Origin of the sequence: Pseudoxanthomonas sp. USHLN014, from assembly GCF_037153335.1 — a bacterium.
Classification (GTDB): Bacteria; Pseudomonadota; Gammaproteobacteria; order Xanthomonadales; family Xanthomonadaceae; genus Pseudoxanthomonas_A; species Pseudoxanthomonas_A winnipegensis.
The window spans coordinates 671,741-692,247 of record NZ_JBBCKO010000002.1; the positions used below are offsets into that span (position 1 = coordinate 671,741).

Here is a 20,507-nt window from a genome sequence, read left to right on the forward strand (position 1 = left end):
GGGGTTGCTCTTCGCGGGAAAGCTGAAAAGCACCCCCTCCCAGCCTCCCCCTTCGCTACGCGAAAGGGGAGGGGCCGATCATGGCGGCTCCCACCCAGCGAGTCACTGCCGCAGTTCGCGGATCGGCGCGGTGATGCCGGCGTCCCAGCCGGGCGTGATGCGCCAGGGATTGATGTCCAGGCCGCCGCGGCGGGTGTAGCGCGCCTCCACCGACAGGCGCTGCGGGGCGCAGCGCGCGGACACGTCGGCGAAGATGCGCTCCACGCACTGCTCGTGGAAGCCGGCGTGGTCGCGGAAGCTCACCAGGTAGCGCAGCAGGCCGGCGTGGTCGATGCGCGGGCCATCGTAGCGCAGCACCACCGTGCCCCAGTCCGGCTGGCCGGTGACCGGGCAGTTGGACTTGAGCAGGTGCGAGACGAGCGTCTCGCTGGCCAAGTCGTCCGCATCGGCCGACAGGTGCGCAGGGTTGGGCGGGCCGTAGTCGTCGATGTCCAGCTCCAGCGCATCCAGCAGCGTGCCCGGCTGCTCGCCGAAAGGCGGCAGGCCAGCCTGCACCGTCACCGCGCCGCCGGCGCGCGCGGACAGGTCGGCCGCCACGCGTTCGCAGACCGCCTCGAGGGTCTTGAAGCGCTCGGCATTGAGCGAGTTGAGGTAGAGCTTGAGCGACTTGGACTCGATCAGGTTCGGCGCATCGGCCGGCACGGTCAACGTGGCGGTGGCGACCTGCGGCTTGCCGCGCGTGTCCAGCCACGCCAGTTCATAGGCATGCCAGCGGTCGTGGCCGGTGAAGGGCAGGGCGGCCGTGTCCAGGCCGATCTCGGCGCGGGCGGCCGCGCGTGGGATCGGGAACAGCAGGGCCGGGTCGTAGTGCGAGGGATAGGCGACCTCGCGACCGAGCAGGGACTCTTGTGGGGTGTTCATGCGGGCATTTTAAGCCCGACGCCGGAACCCTACTGCGCGGCCGCCGGCGCCTGCCACCGGATCTTGCGGTGCAACGTGCTTTCGCCCTGGGCGACGTACTCCCGCATCGACGCGGCGTACTGTCACGGCAGCGGTGGGCATACAGGGCCGCTCTCGTGCGGAGCAGTAGAAGTCGCGAGCGGTCGCCTTTCGCAAGGCGCCGCTCGTCGTCGGCCAAGCGCCCCTGCGCAAAGACAGAGGCGCCCGCCCGAGTCCCTCAGCGATGCACGGCCGCCATGCTCTGCTCGGGATAACGCGTGCCCGCCGCGGCGCCGACGGGGAACACCGCATCGATCGCGGCCAGGTCGGCCGCATCCAGCACCAGATCGATCGCGCCCAGGTTCTCCTCCAGGTTGGCGATGCGACGGGTGCCGGGGATGGGCACCAGGTCCTCGCCCTGGGCCAGCACCCAGGCCAGCGCCAGCTGGCTGGCGCTGACGCCCTTGGCCTCGGCCAGCGCGCGCACCTTGTCCACCAGCGCCAGGTTCCTGGCGAAGTTCTCGCCCTGGAAGCGCGGGTTGTGGCGGCGGAAATCGTCGGCGTCGAAGTCCTCCGGCCGCTTGATCGCGCCGCTCAGGAAGCCGCGTCCCAGCGGCGAGTACGGCACGAAGCCGATGCCCAGTTCGCGCACGGTGGCCAGCACGCCGTTCTCTTCCGGATCGCGGGTCCACAGCGAATACTCGGTCTGCAGCGCGGTGATCGTGTGCACGGCATGCGCGCGGCGCAGGGTGTCCGGCGCGGCCTCGGACAGGCCGAGGTAGCGCACCTTGCCCTCCTCCACCAGGCGCGCCATCGCGCCCACGGTGTCCTCGATCGGCACGGTCGGGTCCACGCGGTGCTGGTAGTACAGATCCACGTGGTCGGTACCCAGGCGGCGCAGGCTGCCTTCGATGGAGGCGCGCACGTACTCGGGGCGGCCGTTGATGCCGCGCGCCTGCGGGTTGGCCGGGTCGCGCACGATGCCGAACTTGGTGGCGACGAACACCGCCTCGCGGCGCCCCTGGATCGCCTTGCCCACCAGTTCCTCGTTGGTGCGCGGGCCGTACATGTCGGCGGTGTCCAGCAGGGTCACGCCCAGGTCCAGGGCGCGGTGGATGGTGGCGATCGAGGTCGCGTCGTCGCGCGCGCCGTAGAAATCGCTCATGCCCATGCAGCCCAGGCCGAGGGCGGAGACGGTGGGGCCATTGCGGCCGAGGGTGCGGGTCTTCATGGAATGCTCCTGTGGAGAAAAGTCGGTGCAGCGGCCGCGCGCGCGCGGCGATCTATCGTCATTGTCTGGTGCGGATGCGTAGGCGACGGTGCACATCGATGCGCTGGACTGTTTCCTGCGCGCCGATGCCCCGCTCTGCGGGACGCGTCCTGGGCACAGGGTCTGCGACGGGCGATCAAGGGGCCCGGTCCACCATCGCCGCCTCGGTCGCGCCGTAGCGCGGGCCGGCCACGTCGGGCACGAACACCGCCTCCAGCCTGGCCAGCGCGTCGGCGTCCAGCTGCACGTCCACCGCGCCGGCGTTGTCCTCCAGGTACTTGCGGCGCTTGGTGCCGGGGATGGGGACGATGTGGAGTTCGTTGCGGCCGTCCGCGGCGCGCGCAGGCTCGCCCTGTGCCAGCACCCAGGCCAGCGCGACCTGGGCGGGGGTGGCGCCGACGTCGGCGGCCACCGCCTTGACCGTGTCGGCCAGGCGCAGGTTGGCGGCCAGCGCTTCGGCCTGGAAGCGCGGGTTCTTGCGGCGGAAGTCGTCCTCGTCCAGCTGATCCGGCGTGGCGATGGCGCCGGTGAGGAAGCCGCGCCCCAGCGGCGAGAACGGCACCAGGCCGATGCCCAGTTCGCGCACGGCCTCGAGCACGCCGTTGCCTTCCAGCTCGCGCGTCCACAGCGAGTACTCGCTCTGCAGCGCGGTGATCGGATGCACGGCCTGCGCCCGGCGCAGGGTGTGCGCGGAGACTTCCGACAGCCCCAGATGGCGCACCTTGCCTTCCTCCACCAGGCGCGCCATGGCGCCCACGGTGTCCTCGATCGGCGTGGCCGGGTCGAGCCGGTGCAGGTAGTACAGGTCGATGTGGTCGGTGCCCAGGCGCGCCAGGCTGGCCTCGACCGCCTGGCGCACATAGGCCGGCGAGCCGTCCACCCGTGGGCCCTGCCCGGCGCCGAACTGGCCGCTGCCCGCGACGAAGCCGAACTTGGTGGCCAGGAACACCCGATCGCGCCGGCCCTTGAGCGCGCGGCCGAGCAGGGTCTCGTTGGTGTGCGGGCCGTAGATGTCGGCGGTGTCCCAGAAGTCGATGCCGAGCTCCAGCGCGCGATCGAGCGTGGCCAGCGATTCGGCGTCGTCGCCGGTGCCGTAGGCGTGGCTCATGCCCATGCAGCCCAGGCCGAGGGCGGAGACGGTGGGGCCGTTGCGGCCGAGGGTGCGGGTCTTCATGGGGGAACTCCTGTCGTCTTGTAGGGAGGGAACTCAGGCCGCGCGCGGCTGGACCCGCGTGCCGCCGAACACCAGCTGCTGCGGGATCGGGCTGCGCGCGAAGTCGTGCGGGAAGCCCAGCGCCACCGCGCTGACCTCGTCCAGGCGCTGCAGCTGGGACGCGTCCAGGCGCACGTCGAGCGCGCCCAGGTTGTCCTGCAGCTGCTGCGACGTGCGCGCGCCGATGATCGGGATCGGCGCGTCCGGGCGCTGCAGCAGCCAGGCCAGCGCCACCTGCGCGGCCGAATGCCCGGTCTCGCCGGCCACGGCCTTGACCACCTCGGCGATGGCCAGGGTGCGCTCGTCGAACATCGCATGGGAATAGGCCACCGCGCCGCGGCCGCCCTCGCCGCCGGGCGTGCTGCCGCTGCCCTGGGCGCGGGCGCGCTCCAGGTCGGCATGGGTGTACTTGCCGGTGAGGATGCCCATGGCCAGCGGCGACCAGGCCAGCACCGACAGGCCCAGGCCGGCGGCCATCGGCACCAGCTCGCGTTCGACCGTGCGCTGGGCCAGCGAGTATTCGATCTGCAGGGCGACCAGCGGCGCCCAGCCGCGCAGCTCGGCCAGGGTCTGCATGCGTGCGACCTGCCAGGCCGGCGTGTCGGAGATGCCGGCGTAGAGCAGCTTGCCGGCGCGCACCAGATCGTCGAAGCCGCGCATCACTTCTTCCACCGGCGTGGTGCCGTCCCAGATGTGCAGGTAGAGCAGGTCCAGGTAGTCGGTGCCCAGCCGTTTGAGGCTGGCCTCCACCGACTGCATCAGCGCCTTGCGGTGGTTGCCGCCGCCGTTGGGATCGCCGGGGAAGGGGTTGAGCGTGTACTTGCTGGCGATCACCAGCCGGTCGCGCCGGCCGGCGGCGAAGCGGCCCAGCAGGGTCTCCGAACTGCCGTCGGTGTAGATGTTGGCGGTGTCGAGGAAGTTGCCGCCGGCATCGACATAGGTGTCGAACAGACGGCGTGCGTCGGCCTCGTCGGCGCCCCAGCCCCAGTCGGCGCCGAAGGTCATGGTGCCCAGGCACAGCGGGCTGACGCGCAGGCCGGAGCGGCCGAGCAGACGGTAGTGGTCCAGGGACATGGCAGGGCCTCGTTGGGGGGAGGGCGACAGTCTGGAACTGGCGGACCTGCGGATAAACCGGGATGATCCGGATCGTCCTTGAAGCAAGACTTCACAATGGCCGCTTATCCGCTGCCCGCCGTCGTCGCCTTCGCCTGCGTGGCCCGGCACGGCAACTTCACCCGCGCCGCCGCCGAGCTGGGCGTGTCCACCTCGGCGCTGTCGCAGAGCGTGCGCGCGCTGGAGGGCCAGCTGGGCGTGCGCCTGCTGGCCCGCACCACGCGCCGGGTGGGCCTGACCGAGCACGGCGAGCGCTTCCTGCAGCGGGTCGCGCCCGGCCTGCAGCAGATCGACGCCGCCTTCGCCGACCTGGACTTCCTGCGCGACCGGCCCGCCGGGACGCTGCGCATCAACCTGGCCGCGGTGGCGGCCGAACAGCTGGTGTGCCCGTATCTGCCCGAGTTCCTGGCGCGCTACCCGGAGGTGACGGTGGAGCTGTTCGTCGACCGCCGCCTGGCCGACATTGTCGAGGGCCATTTCGACGCCGGCATCCGCCTGGGCGAATGCCTGCAGCGCGACATGGTGGCCCTGCCGCTGGGCCCGCTGCAGCGCCAGACCATCGTGGGCACGCCGGCCTATCTGGAGCGGCACGGCGTGCCGGCCACGCCCGATGACCTGGCTGGGCACGCCTGCCTGCGCTGGCGCCGCAGCGACGGCCGGATGCAGCCCTGGGAGTTCACCCGCGACGGCCGCGATTTCGAGATGGAAGTCGATGGCCCGCTGGTGGTCAACGACACCGTGCTCGGCCTGGACGCGCTGCGGCGCGGGCTGGGGCTGGGGCAGGTGTTCGCCTGGCAGGTGCGCGAGGACATCGCCGCCGGCCGCCTGCGCAGCGTGCTGGACGACTGGCAGGCGCCGTTCCCGGGCTGGTACGTCTACTACCCACAGCGCGAGCACCTGGCGCCCAAGCTGCGGGTATTCATCGACTTCCTGCGCGAGCGGCTGGCTGGCGCGCCGTGCCCGTAGCCGCGCCGGCCGCGCTCGCGCGCCGCCGCCCTTAGGGCTGGGAAGACGGCACCGTGCGGCCGTACACCGCATCGCGCACCTGGCCGACCAGCGGGCCGGACATGCCTTCGAAGGCGGTGTCGGTCAGCAGGATCACGCTGAGCCTGTTGGCCGGGTCGACGAACCAGTTGTGCCCGTAGGCGCCGCCCCACTGCAGCGTCCCCTTGCCCTGCGGGCTGTGCGCGGCGGCCGGATCGTCCAGCACCGCCCAACCGTAGCCGAAGCCCCAGCCGGGGCCCTGCGTCTGCGCCTGGGCGCCGACCTGGTCGCGGCGCGCGTCGGCCAGCGTGGCGGGCTTGAGCAGGCCGCCGCTGCCGGTGCGCACGAACTCCAGCAGGCGCAGATAGTCGTCGGCGGTGCCGATCATGCCGGCGCCGCCGGACGGGAAGGCCTTGGCGTCGAAGGCGCGCCTGGGCGAGAAGCGCACCGCCGACCCCAGGCCTTCGGGCAGGGGCACGTCCATGTTCTCCGTCATCCGCAGTGGCGGGTGGCCATCGGCATAGGGCACGGCCAGCGGCGTGCCGGGCGCGGCGACGAAGGCGAGGTGATCCAGCCGCAGCGGCCCGGTCACCAGGGCGTGCACGGCCTCCGGCAACGGCGTTCCGGTGACCTGTTCGATCACCGCGCCGACCACGTCGATGCCCAGCGAATAGCGCCAGCCCTGGCCCGGCGGGAAGTACAGCGGCGCCTGTGCCAGGCGCTTGAGGTTGTCCTCCAGGCCCAGGCCCGCATCGTCCAGGCCGTCGGACACGCCCAGCCGCGCGTAGACGCCATCGGCCGGTTCCTCGAAGCGATAGCCCAGCCCGGCGGTGTGGGTGAGCAGCTGGGCCAGGGTGATGGCCGGCGCGGTGCCATCGGCCAGCCGCGGTCGGAACCACGGCAGGTAGCGCGTCACCGGCGCCTGCAGCTCCAGCTTGCCTTGTTCGGCCAGGCGCAGCGCGGCCAGCGTCACCACCGGCTTGGTCATAGACGCCAGTCGGAACGGCGTGTCCGGCGTCATCGGCCTGCCCGCCTCGCGGTCGGCCTGGCCCACCGCGCGTCGATACACCACCTGTCCGTCGCGGGCCACCAGCACCACCGCGCCGACGATGCGCTGTTCGGCCACGGCCGTGTCGAGCACGGCGTCCAGGCGTTTGGCCAGCGCGGGATCGGGCGGCGCAGGCGTCGGCGTGGCGAGCATCCCGCCCAGCAGCAGACCGGTCAGTGCAAGCATCGGACACCTCTCGACTCGCAACGGAAGCGGGCCGATCATGCGCGCCGCGTTCGGGCCCGCTCAACGACGCCCGGGCAACGCGGTATTCCATGCGGGGGCACGTGGCCCATGGCGTGGCGCGGGCGGGCATGCGACGCTGCCGCGTCTTCCCAGCGCCGCGCCCATGTCCGCCCCCACCCCGACCAAACCCCTGCAGGGCGACGCCGCCCTGATCCGCGCCGTGGGCGCCTTCGCCCTGACCGCGGCGGTGATCAACATCATCGTCGGCGGCGGCATCTTCCGCATGCCGGCCGCGCTGTCGCTGCAGATGGGGCCGACCGCGCCGCTGGCCCTGCTGGTCGGCGCGCTGGCGGTGATCCCGGTGACGCTGTGCTTCGCCGCCATCGGCAGCCGCGCCAGCGCCACCGGTGGACCGTACACCTATGTGGGCACCGCGTTCGGCCCGTTCGCCGGCTTCATCACCGGCGCGCTGATGTGGATCGGCAACGTGGCCTCCAGCGCGGGCGTGGCCGCGGCCTTCGCCACCCAGGTCGCCAACTTGGTGCCGGCGCTTGCCGGCCCGGGCGCGCGCATGGGGCTGATCGCGGCGCTGTATGCGGTGCTGTTCGCGCTCAACGCCTTCGGCGTCAAGCTCGGCGCGCGCGCGATCGCGGTGCTGGCCACGGTCAAGCTGACGCCCTTGTTCGCGCTGGTGGCGTGCGGGATCTGGTTCGTGGACTGGAGCCAGGTCAGCTTCCTGCCGGGCGAGGTGCCGTCGTGGAGCGCGCTGGGCATGTCGATGGTGCTGGTGATCTTCGCCTACTCGGGCGTGGAGACCGCGCTGATCCCCTCGGGCGAGGTGCGCGACCCGTCGCGCAACGTGCCGCGCGCCACGCTGGCGGCCATTCTTCTGGTGGTCGTGCTGTACCTGGGCCTGCAGATCGTCAGCCAGGGCCTGCTCGGGCCCGCGCTGGCGCACAGCGGCGTGCCGCTGGCCGACACCGCCGCGGCCCTGTGGGCGCCGGCGCGCGCGCTGCTGCTGATCACCGCCTGCGTGTCGATGGCCGGTTTCGTGCTGGGCAATCTGCTGGCGTCCTCGCGCTCGCTGTTCGCGCTGGGGCGCGACGGCTTCCTGCCGTCTGCCTTCGCCCGGGTCAGCGCGCGCCACCGCGTGCCGCTGCTGGCGCTGGCGGTGCACGCGGCGATCGCGCTGGCGCTGGCCCTGGGCGGCAGCTTCGATGCGCTGGTGCTGGTCTCCGGCGGCGCCAACTGCCTGGTCTATCTGCTGGTCTCCATCGCCGCCTGGCAGGCCCAGCGCCTGGACCTGCGCGAGCGCGGCGAACCCTTCGTGCTGTGGGGCGGCCCGCTGGTGCCGGTGCTGGCCGTCGGATCGATGGCGGCCATCGTCACCACGCTGACGCGCAAGGAATGGCAGGCCATCGGCGTGGCGCTGCTGATCCTGGTGCTGATCTATGCCGTGCTGCGCGCGATGGGGCGCAAGGTGCGCGCGCCGGAATGACGGGCCCAGGCCCGTCGACGATTCCGGACGGGCCTAGTCCAGCCGCATCACGCCCTTGCGCGCCACCTCGGTGCCCAGCGTGGCCTCGCTGAGCGGTTCGCCGAGCGAACGCAGCAGTGCGCGCTGCTCGCTCAAGGGCGTGCGGGCGATGGTGTCCTCGATGCCGGCCAGGCGCGCGAACTCCGGCAGCGTCAGCACCCGCCGCAGCCAGGCCGCGGTGCGCGGCCACCGAGCGGCGTCCACTTCCACGCGCACCATCGCCGCGTTGCGGAAGAACGCGGCGATGGCGATGTCGGCGATCGACAGCGCGCCGAGCAGGAAGCCGTCCTGCGGCATCTGCGCCTCCAGCCAGTCCAGGCTGGCGGGCAGGGCCACGTCGCGGGCGTGGTTGAAACGCGCCTCGTCCACCGGCTCCTTGAACAGGAAGCGCTTGGGCCCGCGCTGATAGAACAGGTCGGCGACGATCACCTCGCCCAGGCGGGCATCGGCGTACTCCTCCAGCCAGCGCGCCTGCGCGCGTTCGCCGATGTCGGCCGGGTACACCGAGGGGCTGGGGTGGCGATCCTCCAGGTACTGGCAGATCACGCTGGAGTCGTTGATCACGCGCGCGCCGTCGATCAGCACCGGGATGCGGCGCAGCGGGCTGATGCGCTGGAAGGCGTCGCCGCCGACGAACGGGGCGATCGGGTCGATGGTGTAGCGCAGGCCCTTGAGCGCCATCACCACCAGCACCTTGCGCACGTAGGGCGACACATAGCTGCCCACCACGTGATAGATCGGATCGCTCATCGCACCCTCCCGGATCGAAGCAGAAGCGCAAGCGTACCGGCTTGTGGTGGTGGTTGTTGCCACCTGTAGAGCGGAGCTTGCTCCGCTGGGGCCTTCTCTACGAACCGAACGAAGGGCAGCGGAGCAAGCTCCGCTCTACGAGGAGGGCGCGAGGTGAGCGGGAGAGAAGTTTGTCCCAGAAAGCTGGAAGCCTCAGCGCTTGCGCTTCTCCAGCAGCAGCTTGATGCCCACCGCGACCAGCGCGATCACGAAACCCGCCGCCAGCGCGATCAGGATCAGCAGCAGCCACGCGCCCATCAGCGGAACACCACGGTGCGGTGGCCGTTGAGCAGGATGCGGTGCTCGACATGGCGGCGCACCGCGCGCGCCAGCACCAGCGATTCGGTATCGCTGCCCAGGCGCACCAGCTCGCGCGGCGTCATGGCATGGTCCACGCGCGCCACGTCCTGCTCGATGATCGGGCCCTCGTCCAGGTCCGGGGTGACGTAGTGCGCGGTGGCGCCGATGATCTTGACCCCGCGCGCGTGCGCCTGGTGATACGGCTGGGCGCCCTTGAAGCTGGGCAGGAAGCTGTGGTGGATGTTGATCGCGCGTCCGGCCAGCGCCGCGCACAGCGCCGGCGAGAGGATCTGCATGTAGCGCGCCAGCACCACCAGGTCGATGCGCTCGCGTTCGACCAGGTCCAGGATCGCGCGCTCCTGTGTGGCGCGCGTGGCCGCATCGACCGGCAGGTAGTGGAACGGCACGTCATAGGACGCCGCCAGCGGGGCGAAGTCCTCGTGGTTGGAGGCCACCGCGGCGATGTCCACCTTCAGCTGGCGGCTGTGCGCGCGGAACAGCAGGTCGTTGAGGCAGTGGCCGTGCTTGCTCACCAGCACCAGCAGGCGCGCGCGGGCCTGCGCGTCGTGCAGTTGCCAGTCCATGTCGAAGGCCGCGCCCAGTTCGGCCAGCCGCGCGCGCAGCGCCTCGGGCTCCAGCGCCTCGGGCCGGTCGAAGTGCACGCGCAGGAAGAAGCGTCCGCTGTCGGCATCGCCGAACTGCTGCGCATCGAGGATGTTGCAGCCGGCGTCGAACAGCAGGCCGCTCACGCGGTAGACGATGCCGGTGCGGTCCGGGCAGGAGAGGGTGAGGATGTGGTCGCGGGGCATAGGGCGGGCATCTTACGCACAGGCCCACCGCGGCGGCGACGGTTTCAGTCGGTGCCGTCTTCGCCGCGGCTGCGGCGCTGGCGCCGCCGGCGCGCGTTGGCCTCGTCCAGCCGGCGCAGCGAATCGGCCACGGGCGTGGCGGTGGCCTCGTCGGTGGTGATGAAGGCGCGCTTGTGGCCGGGATCGTCCAGCCGGCCCTGCACCAGGAACACGTGCTCGCCCTGTTCGACCAGGCCGATGTGGCGGCTCAGCACCACGTGGTCCACGCGCCTGAAGCCCTGCTCGCGCGCCAGCGGCATCAGCCGGGCGATCATGCGCGCGCTGGCCGCATCCGGCGTGCGCCCGGCCTCGGCATCGAGCCGGTGCACGCCGCGCGCGATCTGGGTGTAGAGGCGGTGTTCGGGGTGCTCGGGATGTTCCGGGCCGATCACCTCGGAGGACTGCGCCTGCACCGGTGCCGAGGCCCTCATCGCGGCCATGGGCCGTGCCGGTGGTGGATGTCCCTGGATGCGTGCATGTGTCCTTCCGTTGAACGCGCCGTCGTGCCGAGCCTGCGCACCTTAGTCGCAGCGCGCCGCGCGGCTCAAGCCGCGCCGCGGCGATCCGCGACGCAGGTCCGCCGCGCGCGCCTAGGCCTGCCCGGCGCGGCGGGCGGAGACCTTGGCCAGCGCCGACCAGTCCAGGTCGCCATCGCCCTGGGCGATGCCTTCGAGCAGGCCGTCGCGCAGGGTGCTGGCGATGGGCATGGGCACATGCTTCGCCTCGCCGGCGGCCAGGGCCAGGCGCACGTCCTTCAGGCCCAGGGTCATCTTGAAGCCGGCCGGCGAATACTGCTGGCGCGCGATCAGCCCGCCATAGCCCTGGTAGGCGGGCGCGGCGAACACGGTGGAGGTGAGCATGGTCAGGAAATCCGCCGGCGCCACGTCGTGCCCGCGCACCAGTGCGCCGGCCTCGGCCATGGTGCCGATGGCGCTGGCCAGGCAGAAGTTGGCCGCCAGCTTGACCGCATTGGCCTGCTCGGGCCGGGCGCCGAAGTGCCAGGTCTTCGCGCCCAGCACATCCAGCAGCGGCTGCACCCGGGCGATGTCCGCGGGCTCGCCGCCGGCCAGGATGTTGAGCTTGCCGGCCTGCGCCACGTCCACGCGGCCCAGCACCGGCGCGGCCACGTAGGCCACCCCGCGCGCGGCATGCGCATCGGCCAGTTCGCGTGCGAAGGCGACCGAGACGGTGGCCATGTTCACGTGGATCGCGCCCTCGGGCAGGGCGTCGAGCAGGCCGCTGTCCAGCACGCTCTCGCGCACCGCCTGGTCGTGGGCCAGCATCGAGATCAGCACCGGTGCGGCGGCCTGGCGCGGCGTGTCGCAGGCGTGGGCGCCTTCGCCGGCCAGGGCCTCGCGCGGCGCGGCGCCGCGGTTCCAGACGCGCAGGCTGTGGCCGGCCTTGAGCAGATTGCGCGCCATCGGCGCGCCCATCGTGCCCAGGCCCAGGAATCCGATGTCCATCGTGGGGGTCGCTTCGGGGGAAAGGGGGGACCAGTGTCGGCCCACGCGGGTATGGGAGGCGCGAAGCGCGCCCGGGTGCGGCACCGCCTGACGGGCTCGTGCGCGTTTTCATGCGGTGATCGCGCCCCGGGCTGGTATGGTTGCGCAACCATCCGCGCTTCGCTCGCCATGTCCGCCCCCCCGTTCACCCCAGGCTGTGCCGGCTTCGGCCCGCGCTGCGCCCTCGCGTCGCGGGGGGCCGCGTGAGCGGCGGACGCGTCGGCAAGCGGCCGGTGACCCTCAAGGACGTGGCCGCGCGGGCCGGCGTGGCGGCGATCACGGTCTCGCGTGCGCTGCGCGAGCCGGCCGCGGTCTCGGCCGCCCTGCGCGCGCGCATCGAACAGGCCGTGGCCGAGCTGGGCTACGTCGCCAACCACGCCGCCAGCAGCATGGCCGCCGGCCACAGCAGGATCGTGCCGGTGGTGGTGCCCACCCTGGCCCATCCGGTGTACGTGCCGTTCCTGGACGGGGTCAACGCCGTCCTGGACGAACAGGGCTACCAGGTCCTGCTGGGCACCACCGAGTACCGCCAGGACCGCGAGGCGCGCCTGGTCGAGGGCCTGCTGGGCTGGGCGCCGGCCGGGCTGCTGCTGGCCGGCGTCGACCACACGCCGGCCCTGCGCGCGCGGCTGCAGGCGCTGGCGCGTACCCGGCCGCTGGTGGAATTCATGGACCTGGACGGCGAGCCGATCGACCTGATGGTGGGCTTCTCGCATCGGGCGGTGGGCCGGGCGGTGGCCGACTGGTTCGCCGACCGCGGGTTCCGCCACATCGCCATCGTCAGCACCGGCGCCGAGCACGACCTGCGCGCCGCGCGCCGTGCGCAGGCCTTCGCCGAGGCGCTGGCGGCGCGCGGGCTGCGCGACGACTACATCCTCGATGGCCAGGGCCCCTCATCCATCGCCGGCGGCGGCCGGCTGCTGGCCGAGCTGCTGCGGCGCCATCCGCAGGTCCAGGCGGTGTTCCTGGCCAACGACGACCTGGCCGCCGGCGCCCTGTTCGAAGCCCAGCGCCGGGGCCTGCGCGTGCCGCAGGACCTGGCGCTGATGGGCTTCAACGATGCGCCGATCGCCGCGGCCGTGGTGCCGGCGCTGTCCTCGGTGGCCGTGGACCGGCGCGGCATGGGCCACACCGTGGCCACGCTGCTGCTCGAACGTCTGGCCGGCGTCACGCCGCAGGCGCGCGTGATCGACACCGGCTTTTCCATCGTGGCGCGCGCCAGCACCGACGCGCCGCCGCGCCCGACCGGAGACCTGACATGACCCCCTTGCGCGCCGCGCTTGCGCTGGCCTGCCTGCTGTCCCCGCTGCTGGCCCGGGCCGGCGAGGCGCACGACCCGGCCGCCCTGCCGGTCGGCCAGCTGGAGGTGGTGGCCCGCTTCGACGGACCCGGCCCCTCGGGCATCGCGGTGACGCCGTCAGGACGGGTGTTCGTCGGCTTCCCGCGCCACGCCGAGAACCACGCCGGCATGACGCTGGGCGAGCTGGTGCAGGGGCGGCTGGTGCCGTTTCCCACTGCGGCCATGAGCCTGCCCTCGCAGGCGCCGGACGCGCAGCGGCTGGTCTCGGTGCACGGCATGACCACCGATGCCAAGGGCAACCTGTGGGTGATCGACGACGGCAAGCGCGCCGGCGTGCCGGGCATCCCTGACGGCGCGGCCAAGGTGGTGGGGTTCGACCCGGCCAGCGGGCGGGTGCTCGCCTCGGTGGTGCTCAAGGCGCCGACGCTGCTGCAGGACAGCCACATGAACGACCTGCGCGTGGACCTGAGCCACGGCGCCAAGGGCACGGCCTACGTCAGCGATTCCTCCTTCGGCATCTCGCCGGCGCTGGTGGTGGTGGACCTGGCCAGCGGGCGCCAGCGCCGCGTGCTGGCCCATCACCCCTCCACGCAGCCCGACCCGGGCTTCGTCGCCACCCTGGACGGCAAGCCCATGCGCTACAGCGCCAGGTCGCCGACCTTCCCGGTGGGCGGCGTGGATGCCGTCGCGCTGAGCCCCGACAACGGCACGCTCTACTTCGCGCCGCTGAGCAGCCGGCGCCTCTACAGCATCTCCACCGACGTGCTGGCCAACTTCGACAACGACGAGGCCACGCTCGCCGCCGCGGTGCGCGACCTGGGCGAGAAGGGCTTCGCCGATGGCATGGACAGCGATGCGCAGGGCCGGCTGTACATCACCGACAGCGAGCACGACGCGATCGTGCGGCGCTGGCCGGATGGGCACTTCGACGTGGTCGGCCGCGATCCGCGCATCGTCTGGCCCGACGGCATCGCGGCCACCGATCGGGACGTGTACGTGACCCTGGGCCAGTGGGACCGCCTGCCGAGCTTCAACGGCGGCAAGGATCTGCGTCAGCCGCCGTATCTGCTGGTGCGCCTGCCGACCGATCCGGCCGGTCCGCTCAGCGCGGCGGGTGCGCCATGAGGGCCTGCGCCGCCGATGTTCCCCTTTCGCCACTGGAGCACACCATGCTGCATCGCCGCCGTTTCCTGACCGCCGCCGCCGCCGGGACCGCCGCCCTGGCGGCCAGCCCGCTGCTGGCCCAGTCGACCGCGCCGGGGCCGGGCAGCGTGCTGCCGACCAAGGGGCGCGGCACCGGCGCCCCGCTGCCGTCCAATGCGCCGCGCAGCGGACGGTTCCGGCCGAGCTCGCGCCTGGGCCTGGGCGGCGTGGCGATCGGCAACGGCTTCGCCCCGGCCACCGACGCGCAGAGCGAACAGACCCTGGCCGCGGCCTGGGCGGCGGGCGTGCGTTACTTCGACACCTCGCCCTGGTATGGGCTGGGGCTGAGCGAGCGCCGCTTCGGCCACCATCTGCACACCCATCCGGCCGATCAGTACGTGCTCTCCACCAAGGTCGGGCGGCTGCTCACCGCCACCGCCGGTCCGCTGCAGGAGACGATGTGGCAGTCGCCCGCGCCCTTCCGCTACCGCTACGACTACTCGGCCGCCGGTACGCGGCGCTCGGTGGAGGACAGCCTCAACCGGCTGGGCGTGGCGCAGCTGGACGTGGTGTTCATCCACGACCTGTCGCCGGACAACGAGGAAGACCTAGGCATGCCCTGGGAGCAGCGCTTCGCCGAGGCCGCCAAGGGCGCGATGCCCGAGCTGACCCGCATGCGCGAGGAAGGCCTGATCAAGGCCTGGGGCTTCGGCGTCAACCGGCCCGAGCCGGCGCTGCGCGCGATCGAGCAGGCCGACCCGGACATCTTCCTGCTGGCCTGCCAGTACTCGCTGCTGGATCACGCCAAGACCCTGCACGAGACCTTTCCGAAGATCGCCGCGCACGGCGCGTCGGTGGTGGTCGGGGCGCCGCTGCTGGCCGGCTATCTGGCCGGGCGCGATCGCTATCTCTACGACGGCAAGGTGCCGGACTGGGCACCGGCCAAGCGCGCCAGGGTGCAGGCGGTGTGCGATCGCCACGGCGTGGACCTGCGCACGGTGGCGCTGCAGTTCGCCAACGCGCCGGCGGTGGTGTCGGCGGTGATCCCCGGCGCACGCACGCCGGCGCAGGTGCAGGCCAACGTCGCCTCGATGGCGGTCGCGGTGCCGCAGGCGCTATGGGATGAGCTCAGGCACGAGGGCCTGATCGACGCCGACGCGCCGGTGCCGGCGGCGGCATGATGCGGAAGAAGCGTCTGTTCATCGCCGCGCTGGCGGCGGCGATCCTGTTCCTGTCGGCGTTCGCCATCGCGCTGCTGCCCACGCGGACCCGCGCCATCGCCCCGGTCGCGCCAGGGCAGGCCGCCGCGCTGCTGGAGCAGGGCCGCTACCTGGCCGCGGCCGGCGACTGCACCGCCTGCCATACCGCACCGGGCGGCGCGCCGTTCGCCGGCGGCCTGCCGATCGCCTCGCCGATCGGAACCATCTACAGCACCAACATCACGCCGGATCCGGATACCGGCATCGGCCGCTACTCGCTGGACCAGTTCGACCGCGCGCTGCGGCACGGCATCCGCGCCGACGGCGGCACGCTCTATCCGGCCATGCCGTATCCGTCCTATGCGCGCATCAGCGACGACGATGCGCGCGCGCTTTATGTCTATTTCATGCAGGGCGTAAAGCCGGTCGAACGCCACAACCAGCCCACCGGCATCGCCTGGCCGCTCAGCCTGCGCTGGCCGCTGGCGCTGTGGCGGCGCATGTTCGCGCCCTCACCCGACGCGCTGGCGGCCAAGCCGGCGCTGGCCGACGCCCGGCTCGCCCGGGGCGCCTATCTGGTCGAAGGCCTGGGCCACTGCGGCAGCTGCCACACCCCGCGCGCGCTGACCATGCAGGAAGAAGCCCTGGACGCCTCGGGCAAGGCCTACCTGAGCGGCGGCCAGGTGATCGATGGCTGGACCGCCATCAACCTGCGTGGCGATGTGGGCAGCGGGCTGGGCGGCTGGTCCGAGCAGGACATCGTCGATTCCCTGCGCACCGGCCGCAATCCGCATGCGGGCACCGTCGGCAGCCCGATGGGCGATGTCACCGTCCACAGCATGCAGTACCTGCGCGCGGACGATCTGCACGCCATCGCGGCCTACCTCAAGAGCCTGCCGGCGCAGGACCCGGCGCATCCCGGCTTCCGTGCCGACCCGGCCACCGCCGCGGCCCTGGCGCAGGGCCAGGACGCCACGCCCGGCGCGGCGCTGTACCTGGACAACTGCGCCGGCTGCCACCGCAGCGACGGCGCCGGCGATACGCGCACCTTCCCGTCGATCGCCGGCAACCCCACCGTGCTGGCGCCCGCGCCGACCTCGCTGCTGCGCCTGATCCTGGACGGCAGCAGGATGCCGGCCACGCCGGCGGCGCCTTCGGACCTGGGCATGCCCGGCTTCGCCTGGCGGCTGGACGATGCGCAGGTCGCGCAGCTGGCCAGCTTCGTGCGCGCGGGCTGGGGCAATCGCGCCGACCCGGTCAGCGCCGCCCAGGTGCGCAAGGTCCGCGCCCAGCTCGAGCGCGAGCGCGCCGAGCGCGCCAAACCCCACGACCCGACTTCCACGCGCGATTGATGCGCGCCGCTGCCCCTTGGTGACCCGCATGAGCAAGTCTCCCCAGACGCCCCAAGCCGATGCGCCGACCGCGACGACCCGCCGCGCCTTCCTGCGCCTGTCGCTGGCCGTGGCCCCGGCCGCGGTCGCCCTTGGCGCGTGCGACGGCCAGCAGGGCGAGGCCGGCCGGCATGAAGGCGCCAGCGCCGCCGATCCAGCGCCTTATCAACCCACGTATTTCAGCGCGGCCGAGTGGGCCTGCCTGCAGGCCGTCGTGGCCCGCCTGATCCCTGGCGACGCCCAGGACCCGGGCGCGCTGGAGGCCGGCGTGCCCGAATACATCGACCGCCAGATGGGCACGCCCTGGGCGGCGGGGCGGCTGTGGTTCATGCAGGGACCGTTCCAGCCCGATGCGCCGGCCACGCTGGGGTATCAGCTTCGGCTGGCGCCGCGCGAGCTCTACCGGCTGGGCCTGGCCGATCTGGACCAGGCCTGCCATGCCGCGCACGGCAAGGCTTTCGCCGAACTCGACGCCGCGGCTCAAGACGGCGTGCTGCAGCAGCTGGAAGCCGGCGCGCTGGCGCTGGCGCAGGTGCCGCCCAAGGCGCTGTTCGGCCTGCTGCTGGCCAACGCGCGCGAGGGGTTCTTCTGCGATCCGCGCCACGGCGGCAACCGCGACCTGGTGGGCTGGAAGCTGATCGGCTTCCCCGGCGCGCGCGCGGACTTCATGGACTGGGTCGAGCGCGACGTGGCCTATCCGCTGCCGCCGGTGTCCATCGACGGGGTGCGGGGCTGAGCCATGGCGACCACGATGAAGAAGACCGATGTGGTGGTGGTGGGCTTCGGCTGGGCCGGGTCGATCATGGCGCGCGAGCTGACCGAGGCCGGCCTGCGCGTGGTCGCGCTGGAACGCGGCGCCGCGCGCGACACCCAGCCCGACGGCACCTATCCGGGCACGCTGGACGAGCTGACCTACAGCGTGCGCAAGAAGCTGTTCCAGGATCTGTCGCGCAGCACCGTCACGATCCGCCATACCGAGGCGGATACCGCGCTGCCGTATCGGCAGCTCGGCGCCTTCCTGCCTGGCGATGGCGTCGGCGGCGCCGGCCTGCACTGGTCCGGCGTGCATTTCCGCGTCGACCCGGTGGAGCTGAAGCTGCGCAGCCATTACGAGCAGCGCTACGGCAAGCGCTTCATCCCCGAGGGCATGACCATCCAGGACTTCGGCGTGAGCTACGAGGAGCTGGAGCCGCACTTCGACTTCGCCGAGAAGGTGTTCGGCACCTCCGGCAGCGCCTGGAGCGTGCAGGGCGAAGTGGTAGGGCGGGACAAGGGCGGCAACCCGCTGGCGCCGGACCGGTCGGCGCCGTTCCCGCTGCCGGCGCAGAAGCGCACCGTCTCGGCGCAGCGCTTTTTCTCGGCCGCCGCCGGGCTGGGCTACCACCCCTACGACATGCCCTCGGCCAATGCGTCCGGCCCCTATACCAACCCCTACGGTTGCCAGATGGGCACGTGCAACTTCTGCGGCTATTGCAGCGGCTATGCCTGCTACAACTATTCCAAGGCCTCGCCCAACGTCAACGTCTGGCCAGCGCTGCGCCAGCAGCCGCTGTTCGAGCTGCGCACGCATTGCGAGGTGACCAGGGTGGAGCTGGCGCCCGATCGCAAGAGCGCCACCGGGGTGACCTACGTCGATGCGCAGGGGCGCGAGGTGTTCCAGCCCGCCGACCTGGTGATCGTCTCGGCCTTCCAGTTCCACAACGTGCGCCTGCTGCTGCTCTCGGGCATCGGCACGCCCTACGACCCGGCCAGCAACACCGGCGTGGTCGGCCGCAACTTCGCCTACCAGAACATGGCCACGGTCAAGGCGTTCTTCGGCCGGGACGTGCACAGCAACGAGTTCATCGGCGCCGGCGGCAACGGCGTGGCGATCGACGACTTCAACGCCGATCACTTCGACCACGCGGCCGCCGGCTTCGTCGGCGGCTCACCGATGTGGGTCAACCAGGCCGGGGTCAAGCCGATCAGCGGCATTGCGCTGCCGGCGGGCACGCCGGGCTGGGGCCAGGCGTGGAAGCGCGCGGTGGCCGAGCACTACACCCACACCGTGTCGATGGACGCGCACGGCGCGCACATGAGCTATCGCAGCAACTACCTCAGCCTGGACCCGACCTATACCGACGTCCACGGCCTGCCCCTGCTGCGCATGACCTTCGACTGGCAGGAGAACGACACGCGCATGGCGCGCTTCATGGCCGACAAGCTCGACGGCATCGCCAAGGCCATGGGCCCGGCCTCCACCCGCAAGCTGGTGCGTGACTTCGGCGATCACTTCGATACCACCAGCTACCAGACCACGCATCTGAACGGCGGCGCGATCATGGGCACCGACCCGGCCACCAGCGTGCTCAACCGGTATCTGCAGAGCTGGGACGTGCACAACGTCTTCGTCCCCGGTGCGTCGGCCTTCCCGCAGGGGCTGGGCTACAACCCCACCGGGCTGGTGGCCGCGCTGACCTATTGGTCGGCGAAGGCCATTCGCGATCAGTACCTGTCTTCGCCACGCGCGTTGGCGTAACCAACGCGCGTATCGGCATTGCCTTAGCGCGGCTTGAACACGCCGCGCGCCTCGCGCGGTTCGCTGCGCAGGTACTGCGAGGCGATCGGCAGGGTCGCGCCCAGCGCCACCGCCGCGTGCCAGGGCCAGCGCGGGTCGTACAGCGCGGCGCGGGCGATGGCTACCGCATCGGCCTTGCCTTCGGCCACGATGCGCTCGGCGTGCGCCGGCTCGGTGATCAGGCCGACCGCGACCACCGGCATGGTGGACAGCGCCGCCTTGATGTCGCGGGCGAACGGCACCTGATAGCCGGGTTCCACCGGGATCTGCTGGCGCGGATCCAAGCCACCGCTGGACACGTGCAGATAGCTGCAGCCACGCGCTTCCAGCGCCTGCGCCAGGGCGATGCTCTGCGTCACGTCCCAGCCGCCTTCGACCCAATCGCTGGCCGAGATGCGCATGCCGACCGCCATGCTGTCCGGCACCGCCGCGCGCACCGCGTCGAACACCTGCAGCGGCAGGCGCAGGCGGTTCTCCAGCGAGCCGCCATAGGCATCGGTGCGATCGTTGCTCAGCGGCGAAAGGAACTGGTGCAGCAGGTAGCCGTGCGCGCCGTGCAGCTCGATCAGGTCGAAGCCCAGCCGGTGCGCGCGCTGCGCGCTGTCGACGAAGGCCTGCACGATCGTCTCGATGCCGGCCTCGTCCAGGCGCTGCGGCGCCGGATCGCCTTCCGCGTACGGACGATCGGTGGAGGAGACGGTCTGCCAGCCGTGCGGCGCGTCCGGCGCGATGGCCGCGCCATCGTGCTCCCACGGCTTGTGGGTGGAGCCCTTGCGTCCGGCGTGGGCCAGCTGGATGCCGAGCCGGATCGGCGACCAGCGCCGGATGCCTTCCACCACGGGGCGCAGGGCCTGCTCGGTGGCGTCGTCCCACAGGCCCAGATCGGCCCAGGAAATGCGTCCACGTGCCTCGACCGCGGTGGCTTCCAGAATCAGCAGGCCGGCGCCGGACTGCGCCAGATGGCCCAGATGCATGGCGTGCCAGGCATTGGCCTGACCATTGTCATCATCACAGGAGTACTGGCACATCGGCGCGATGACGATGCGGTTGTCCAGCGACAGCGGCCCCAGGGACAGGGGCGAAAACAGCGTGCTCACGAAGTGTGGCCTTACAACGGGGGGAGAGCACACATTGCAACGCGCGGCGTTAGCACCCCGCAAGCGCACCGCTGGATCAGCCTGTCGCGCG

Annotated in this window: 18 protein-coding genes; 8 read left to right on the forward strand and 10 right to left on the reverse strand. The window is 72.1% G+C overall.

Translation table 11 applies throughout. The features are described from left to right. Nucleotides 1-102: 102 nt before the first annotated feature. From queF to WFQ05_RS06945, 4 genes are all read right to left on the reverse strand, one after another. Nucleotides 103-921 (reverse strand): NADPH-dependent 7-cyano-7-deazaguanine reductase QueF, encoded by an 819-nt coding sequence (queF, locus tag WFQ05_RS06930; RefSeq protein ID WP_337053217.1) that lies wholly within the window; start codon nucleotides 919-921, stop codon nucleotides 103-105. Nucleotides 922-1,177: 256 nt separating this feature from the next. Beyond that, a complete protein-coding gene (locus WFQ05_RS06935; RefSeq protein WP_337053218.1) occupies nucleotides 1,178-2,170 on the reverse strand; it encodes an aldo/keto reductase in 993 nt (330 codons plus the stop codon). Between the two features lie 175 nt (nucleotides 2,171-2,345). Beyond that, on the reverse strand, nucleotides 2,346-3,383 hold the full coding sequence (locus WFQ05_RS06940; RefSeq protein WP_337053219.1) for an aldo/keto reductase: 1,038 nt from the start codon (nucleotides 3,381-3,383) through the stop codon (nucleotides 2,346-2,348). 33 nt (nucleotides 3,384-3,416) lie between these two features. Beyond that, the gene (locus WFQ05_RS06945; RefSeq protein ID WP_337053221.1) at nucleotides 3,417-4,496 is read right to left on the reverse strand and encodes an aldo/keto reductase; all 1,080 of its coding nucleotides are present in this window, start codon (nucleotides 4,494-4,496) and stop codon (nucleotides 3,417-3,419) included. A gap of 96 nt (nucleotides 4,497-4,592) precedes the next feature. On the opposite strand from WFQ05_RS06945, the gene WFQ05_RS06950 reads away from it, so the two are divergent. Then, nucleotides 4,593-5,501, forward strand: coding sequence for a LysR family transcriptional regulator (locus tag WFQ05_RS06950; protein WP_130524174.1), 909 nt, complete (start codon nucleotides 4,593-4,595; stop codon nucleotides 5,499-5,501). A gap of 31 nt (nucleotides 5,502-5,532) precedes the next feature. On the opposite strand, the gene WFQ05_RS06955 is transcribed toward WFQ05_RS06950, so the two are convergent. Next, entirely contained in the window at nucleotides 5,533-6,753 is a 1,221-nt protein-coding gene (locus WFQ05_RS06955) for a serine hydrolase domain-containing protein (RefSeq protein WP_337053222.1), read from the reverse strand. Between the two features lie 163 nt (nucleotides 6,754-6,916). On the opposite strand from WFQ05_RS06955, the gene WFQ05_RS06960 reads away from it, so the two are divergent. Beyond that, a complete protein-coding gene (locus tag WFQ05_RS06960; protein WP_130560879.1) occupies nucleotides 6,917-8,251 on the forward strand; it encodes an APC family permease in 1,335 nt (444 codons plus the stop codon). Between the two features lie 33 nt (nucleotides 8,252-8,284). Here WFQ05_RS06960 and WFQ05_RS06965 read toward each other — a convergent pair whose 3' ends face one another. The 4 genes from WFQ05_RS06965 to WFQ05_RS06980 all read right to left on the reverse strand — a co-directional run bounded on the left by WFQ05_RS06965 (nucleotide 8,285) and on the right by WFQ05_RS06980 (nucleotide 11,690). Further along, nucleotides 8,285-9,040 (reverse strand): glutathione S-transferase family protein, encoded by a 756-nt coding sequence (locus WFQ05_RS06965; protein ID WP_130532193.1) that lies wholly within the window; start codon nucleotides 9,038-9,040, stop codon nucleotides 8,285-8,287. 296 nt (nucleotides 9,041-9,336) lie between these two features. Further along, nucleotides 9,337-10,188 carry a formyltetrahydrofolate deformylase gene (gene purU / locus WFQ05_RS06970; RefSeq protein WP_130524177.1) on the reverse strand — a complete coding sequence of 284 codons (852 nt, stop codon included), beginning with the start codon at nucleotides 10,186-10,188 and terminating at the stop codon, nucleotides 9,337-9,339. 44 nt (nucleotides 10,189-10,232) lie between these two features. Next, a complete protein-coding gene (locus tag WFQ05_RS06975; protein WP_337053264.1) occupies nucleotides 10,233-10,658 on the reverse strand; it encodes an XVIPCD domain-containing protein in 426 nt (141 codons plus the stop codon). A gap of 159 nt (nucleotides 10,659-10,817) precedes the next feature. Beyond that, nucleotides 10,818-11,690, reverse strand: a complete 873-nt coding sequence (locus WFQ05_RS06980; RefSeq protein ID WP_337053223.1) for an NAD(P)-dependent oxidoreductase — start codon at nucleotides 11,688-11,690, stop codon at nucleotides 10,818-10,820. A 242-nt stretch (nucleotides 11,691-11,932) separates the two neighbouring features. Here WFQ05_RS06980 and WFQ05_RS06985 point away from each other — a divergent pair, with 242 nt between their 5' ends. Genes WFQ05_RS06985 through WFQ05_RS07010 form a run of 6 tightly spaced genes read left to right on the forward strand, consistent with a single transcriptional unit; the run spans nucleotide 11,933 to nucleotide 19,280 of the window. Further along, complete coding sequence (locus WFQ05_RS06985) at nucleotides 11,933-12,991, forward strand: LacI family DNA-binding transcriptional regulator (protein WP_337053224.1); 1,059 nt, start codon at nucleotides 11,933-11,935, stop codon at nucleotides 12,989-12,991. Further along, nucleotides 12,988-14,154, forward strand: a complete 1,167-nt coding sequence (locus tag WFQ05_RS06990; RefSeq protein ID WP_337053226.1) for an L-dopachrome tautomerase-related protein — start codon at nucleotides 12,988-12,990, stop codon at nucleotides 14,152-14,154. The genes WFQ05_RS06985 and WFQ05_RS06990 overlap by 4 nt, the downstream gene beginning before the upstream one ends. Nucleotides 14,155-14,198: 44 nt before the next feature. Continuing rightward, complete coding sequence (locus WFQ05_RS06995; RefSeq protein ID WP_337053227.1) at nucleotides 14,199-15,353, forward strand: aldo/keto reductase; 1,155 nt, start codon at nucleotides 14,199-14,201, stop codon at nucleotides 15,351-15,353. Then, a complete protein-coding gene (locus tag WFQ05_RS07000) occupies nucleotides 15,350-16,723 on the forward strand; it encodes a cytochrome c (protein WP_337053228.1) in 1,374 nt (457 codons plus the stop codon). The genes WFQ05_RS06995 and WFQ05_RS07000 overlap by 4 nt, the downstream gene beginning before the upstream one ends. Before the next feature lie 28 nt (nucleotides 16,724-16,751). Further along, nucleotides 16,752-17,498: a gluconate 2-dehydrogenase subunit 3 family protein gene (locus tag WFQ05_RS07005; RefSeq protein WP_337053229.1), complete on the forward strand. Its 747-nt coding sequence runs from the start codon at nucleotides 16,752-16,754 to the stop codon at nucleotides 17,496-17,498. 15 nt (nucleotides 17,499-17,513) lie between these two features. Beyond that, nucleotides 17,514-19,280, forward strand: a complete 1,767-nt coding sequence (locus WFQ05_RS07010; RefSeq protein WP_337053230.1) for a GMC family oxidoreductase — start codon at nucleotides 17,514-17,516, stop codon at nucleotides 19,278-19,280. A gap of 23 nt (nucleotides 19,281-19,303) precedes the next feature. Here WFQ05_RS07010 and WFQ05_RS07015 read toward each other — a convergent pair whose 3' ends face one another. After that, nucleotides 19,304-20,416, reverse strand: a complete 1,113-nt coding sequence (locus WFQ05_RS07015; RefSeq protein WP_337053232.1) for an NADH:flavin oxidoreductase/NADH oxidase — start codon at nucleotides 20,414-20,416, stop codon at nucleotides 19,304-19,306. Between the last annotated feature and the right edge of the window lie 91 nt (nucleotides 20,417-20,507).

Coding starts and splice junctions, on each gene's coding strand:
- WFQ05_RS06975 (WP_337053264.1), bottom strand. CDS start 10,658: ATGAGGGCCTCGGCACCGGTGCAGGCGCAGTCCTCCGAGGTGATCGGC.
- WFQ05_RS06995 (WP_337053227.1), top strand. CDS start 14,199: ATGCTGCATCGCCGCCGTTTCCTGACCGCCGCCGCCGCCGGGACCGCC.
- WFQ05_RS07000 (WP_337053228.1), top strand. CDS start 15,350: ATGATGCGGAAGAAGCGTCTGTTCATCGCCGCGCTGGCGGCGGCGATC.
- WFQ05_RS07010 (WP_337053230.1), top strand. CDS start 17,514: ATGAAGAAGACCGATGTGGTGGTGGTGGGCTTCGGCTGGGCCGGGTCG.
- WFQ05_RS06980 (WP_337053223.1), bottom strand. CDS start 11,690: ATGGACATCGGATTCCTGGGCCTGGGCACGATGGGCGCGCCGATGGCG.
- WFQ05_RS06960 (WP_130560879.1), top strand. CDS start 6,917: ATGTCCGCCCCCACCCCGACCAAACCCCTGCAGGGCGACGCCGCCCTG.
- purU (WP_130524177.1), bottom strand. CDS start 10,188: ATGCCCCGCGACCACATCCTCACCCTCTCCTGCCCGGACCGCACCGGC.
- WFQ05_RS06990 (WP_337053226.1), top strand. CDS start 12,988: ATGACCCCCTTGCGCGCCGCGCTTGCGCTGGCCTGCCTGCTGTCCCCG.
- queF (WP_337053217.1), bottom strand. CDS start 921: ATGAACACCCCACAAGAGTCCCTGCTCGGTCGCGAGGTCGCCTATCCC.
- WFQ05_RS06940 (WP_337053219.1), bottom strand. CDS start 3,383: ATGAAGACCCGCACCCTCGGCCGCAACGGCCCCACCGTCTCCGCCCTC.
- WFQ05_RS07005 (WP_337053229.1), top strand. CDS start 16,752: ATGAGCAAGTCTCCCCAGACGCCCCAAGCCGATGCGCCGACCGCGACG.
- WFQ05_RS06945 (WP_337053221.1), bottom strand. CDS start 4,496: ATGTCCCTGGACCACTACCGTCTGCTCGGCCGCTCCGGCCTGCGCGTC.
- WFQ05_RS06965 (WP_130532193.1), bottom strand. CDS start 9,040: ATGAGCGATCCGATCTATCACGTGGTGGGCAGCTATGTGTCGCCCTAC.
- WFQ05_RS06935 (WP_337053218.1), bottom strand. CDS start 2,170: ATGAAGACCCGCACCCTCGGCCGCAATGGCCCCACCGTCTCCGCCCTC.
- WFQ05_RS06950 (WP_130524174.1), top strand. CDS start 4,593: ATGGCCGCTTATCCGCTGCCCGCCGTCGTCGCCTTCGCCTGCGTGGCC.
- WFQ05_RS06955 (WP_337053222.1), bottom strand. CDS start 6,753: ATGCTTGCACTGACCGGTCTGCTGCTGGGCGGGATGCTCGCCACGCCG.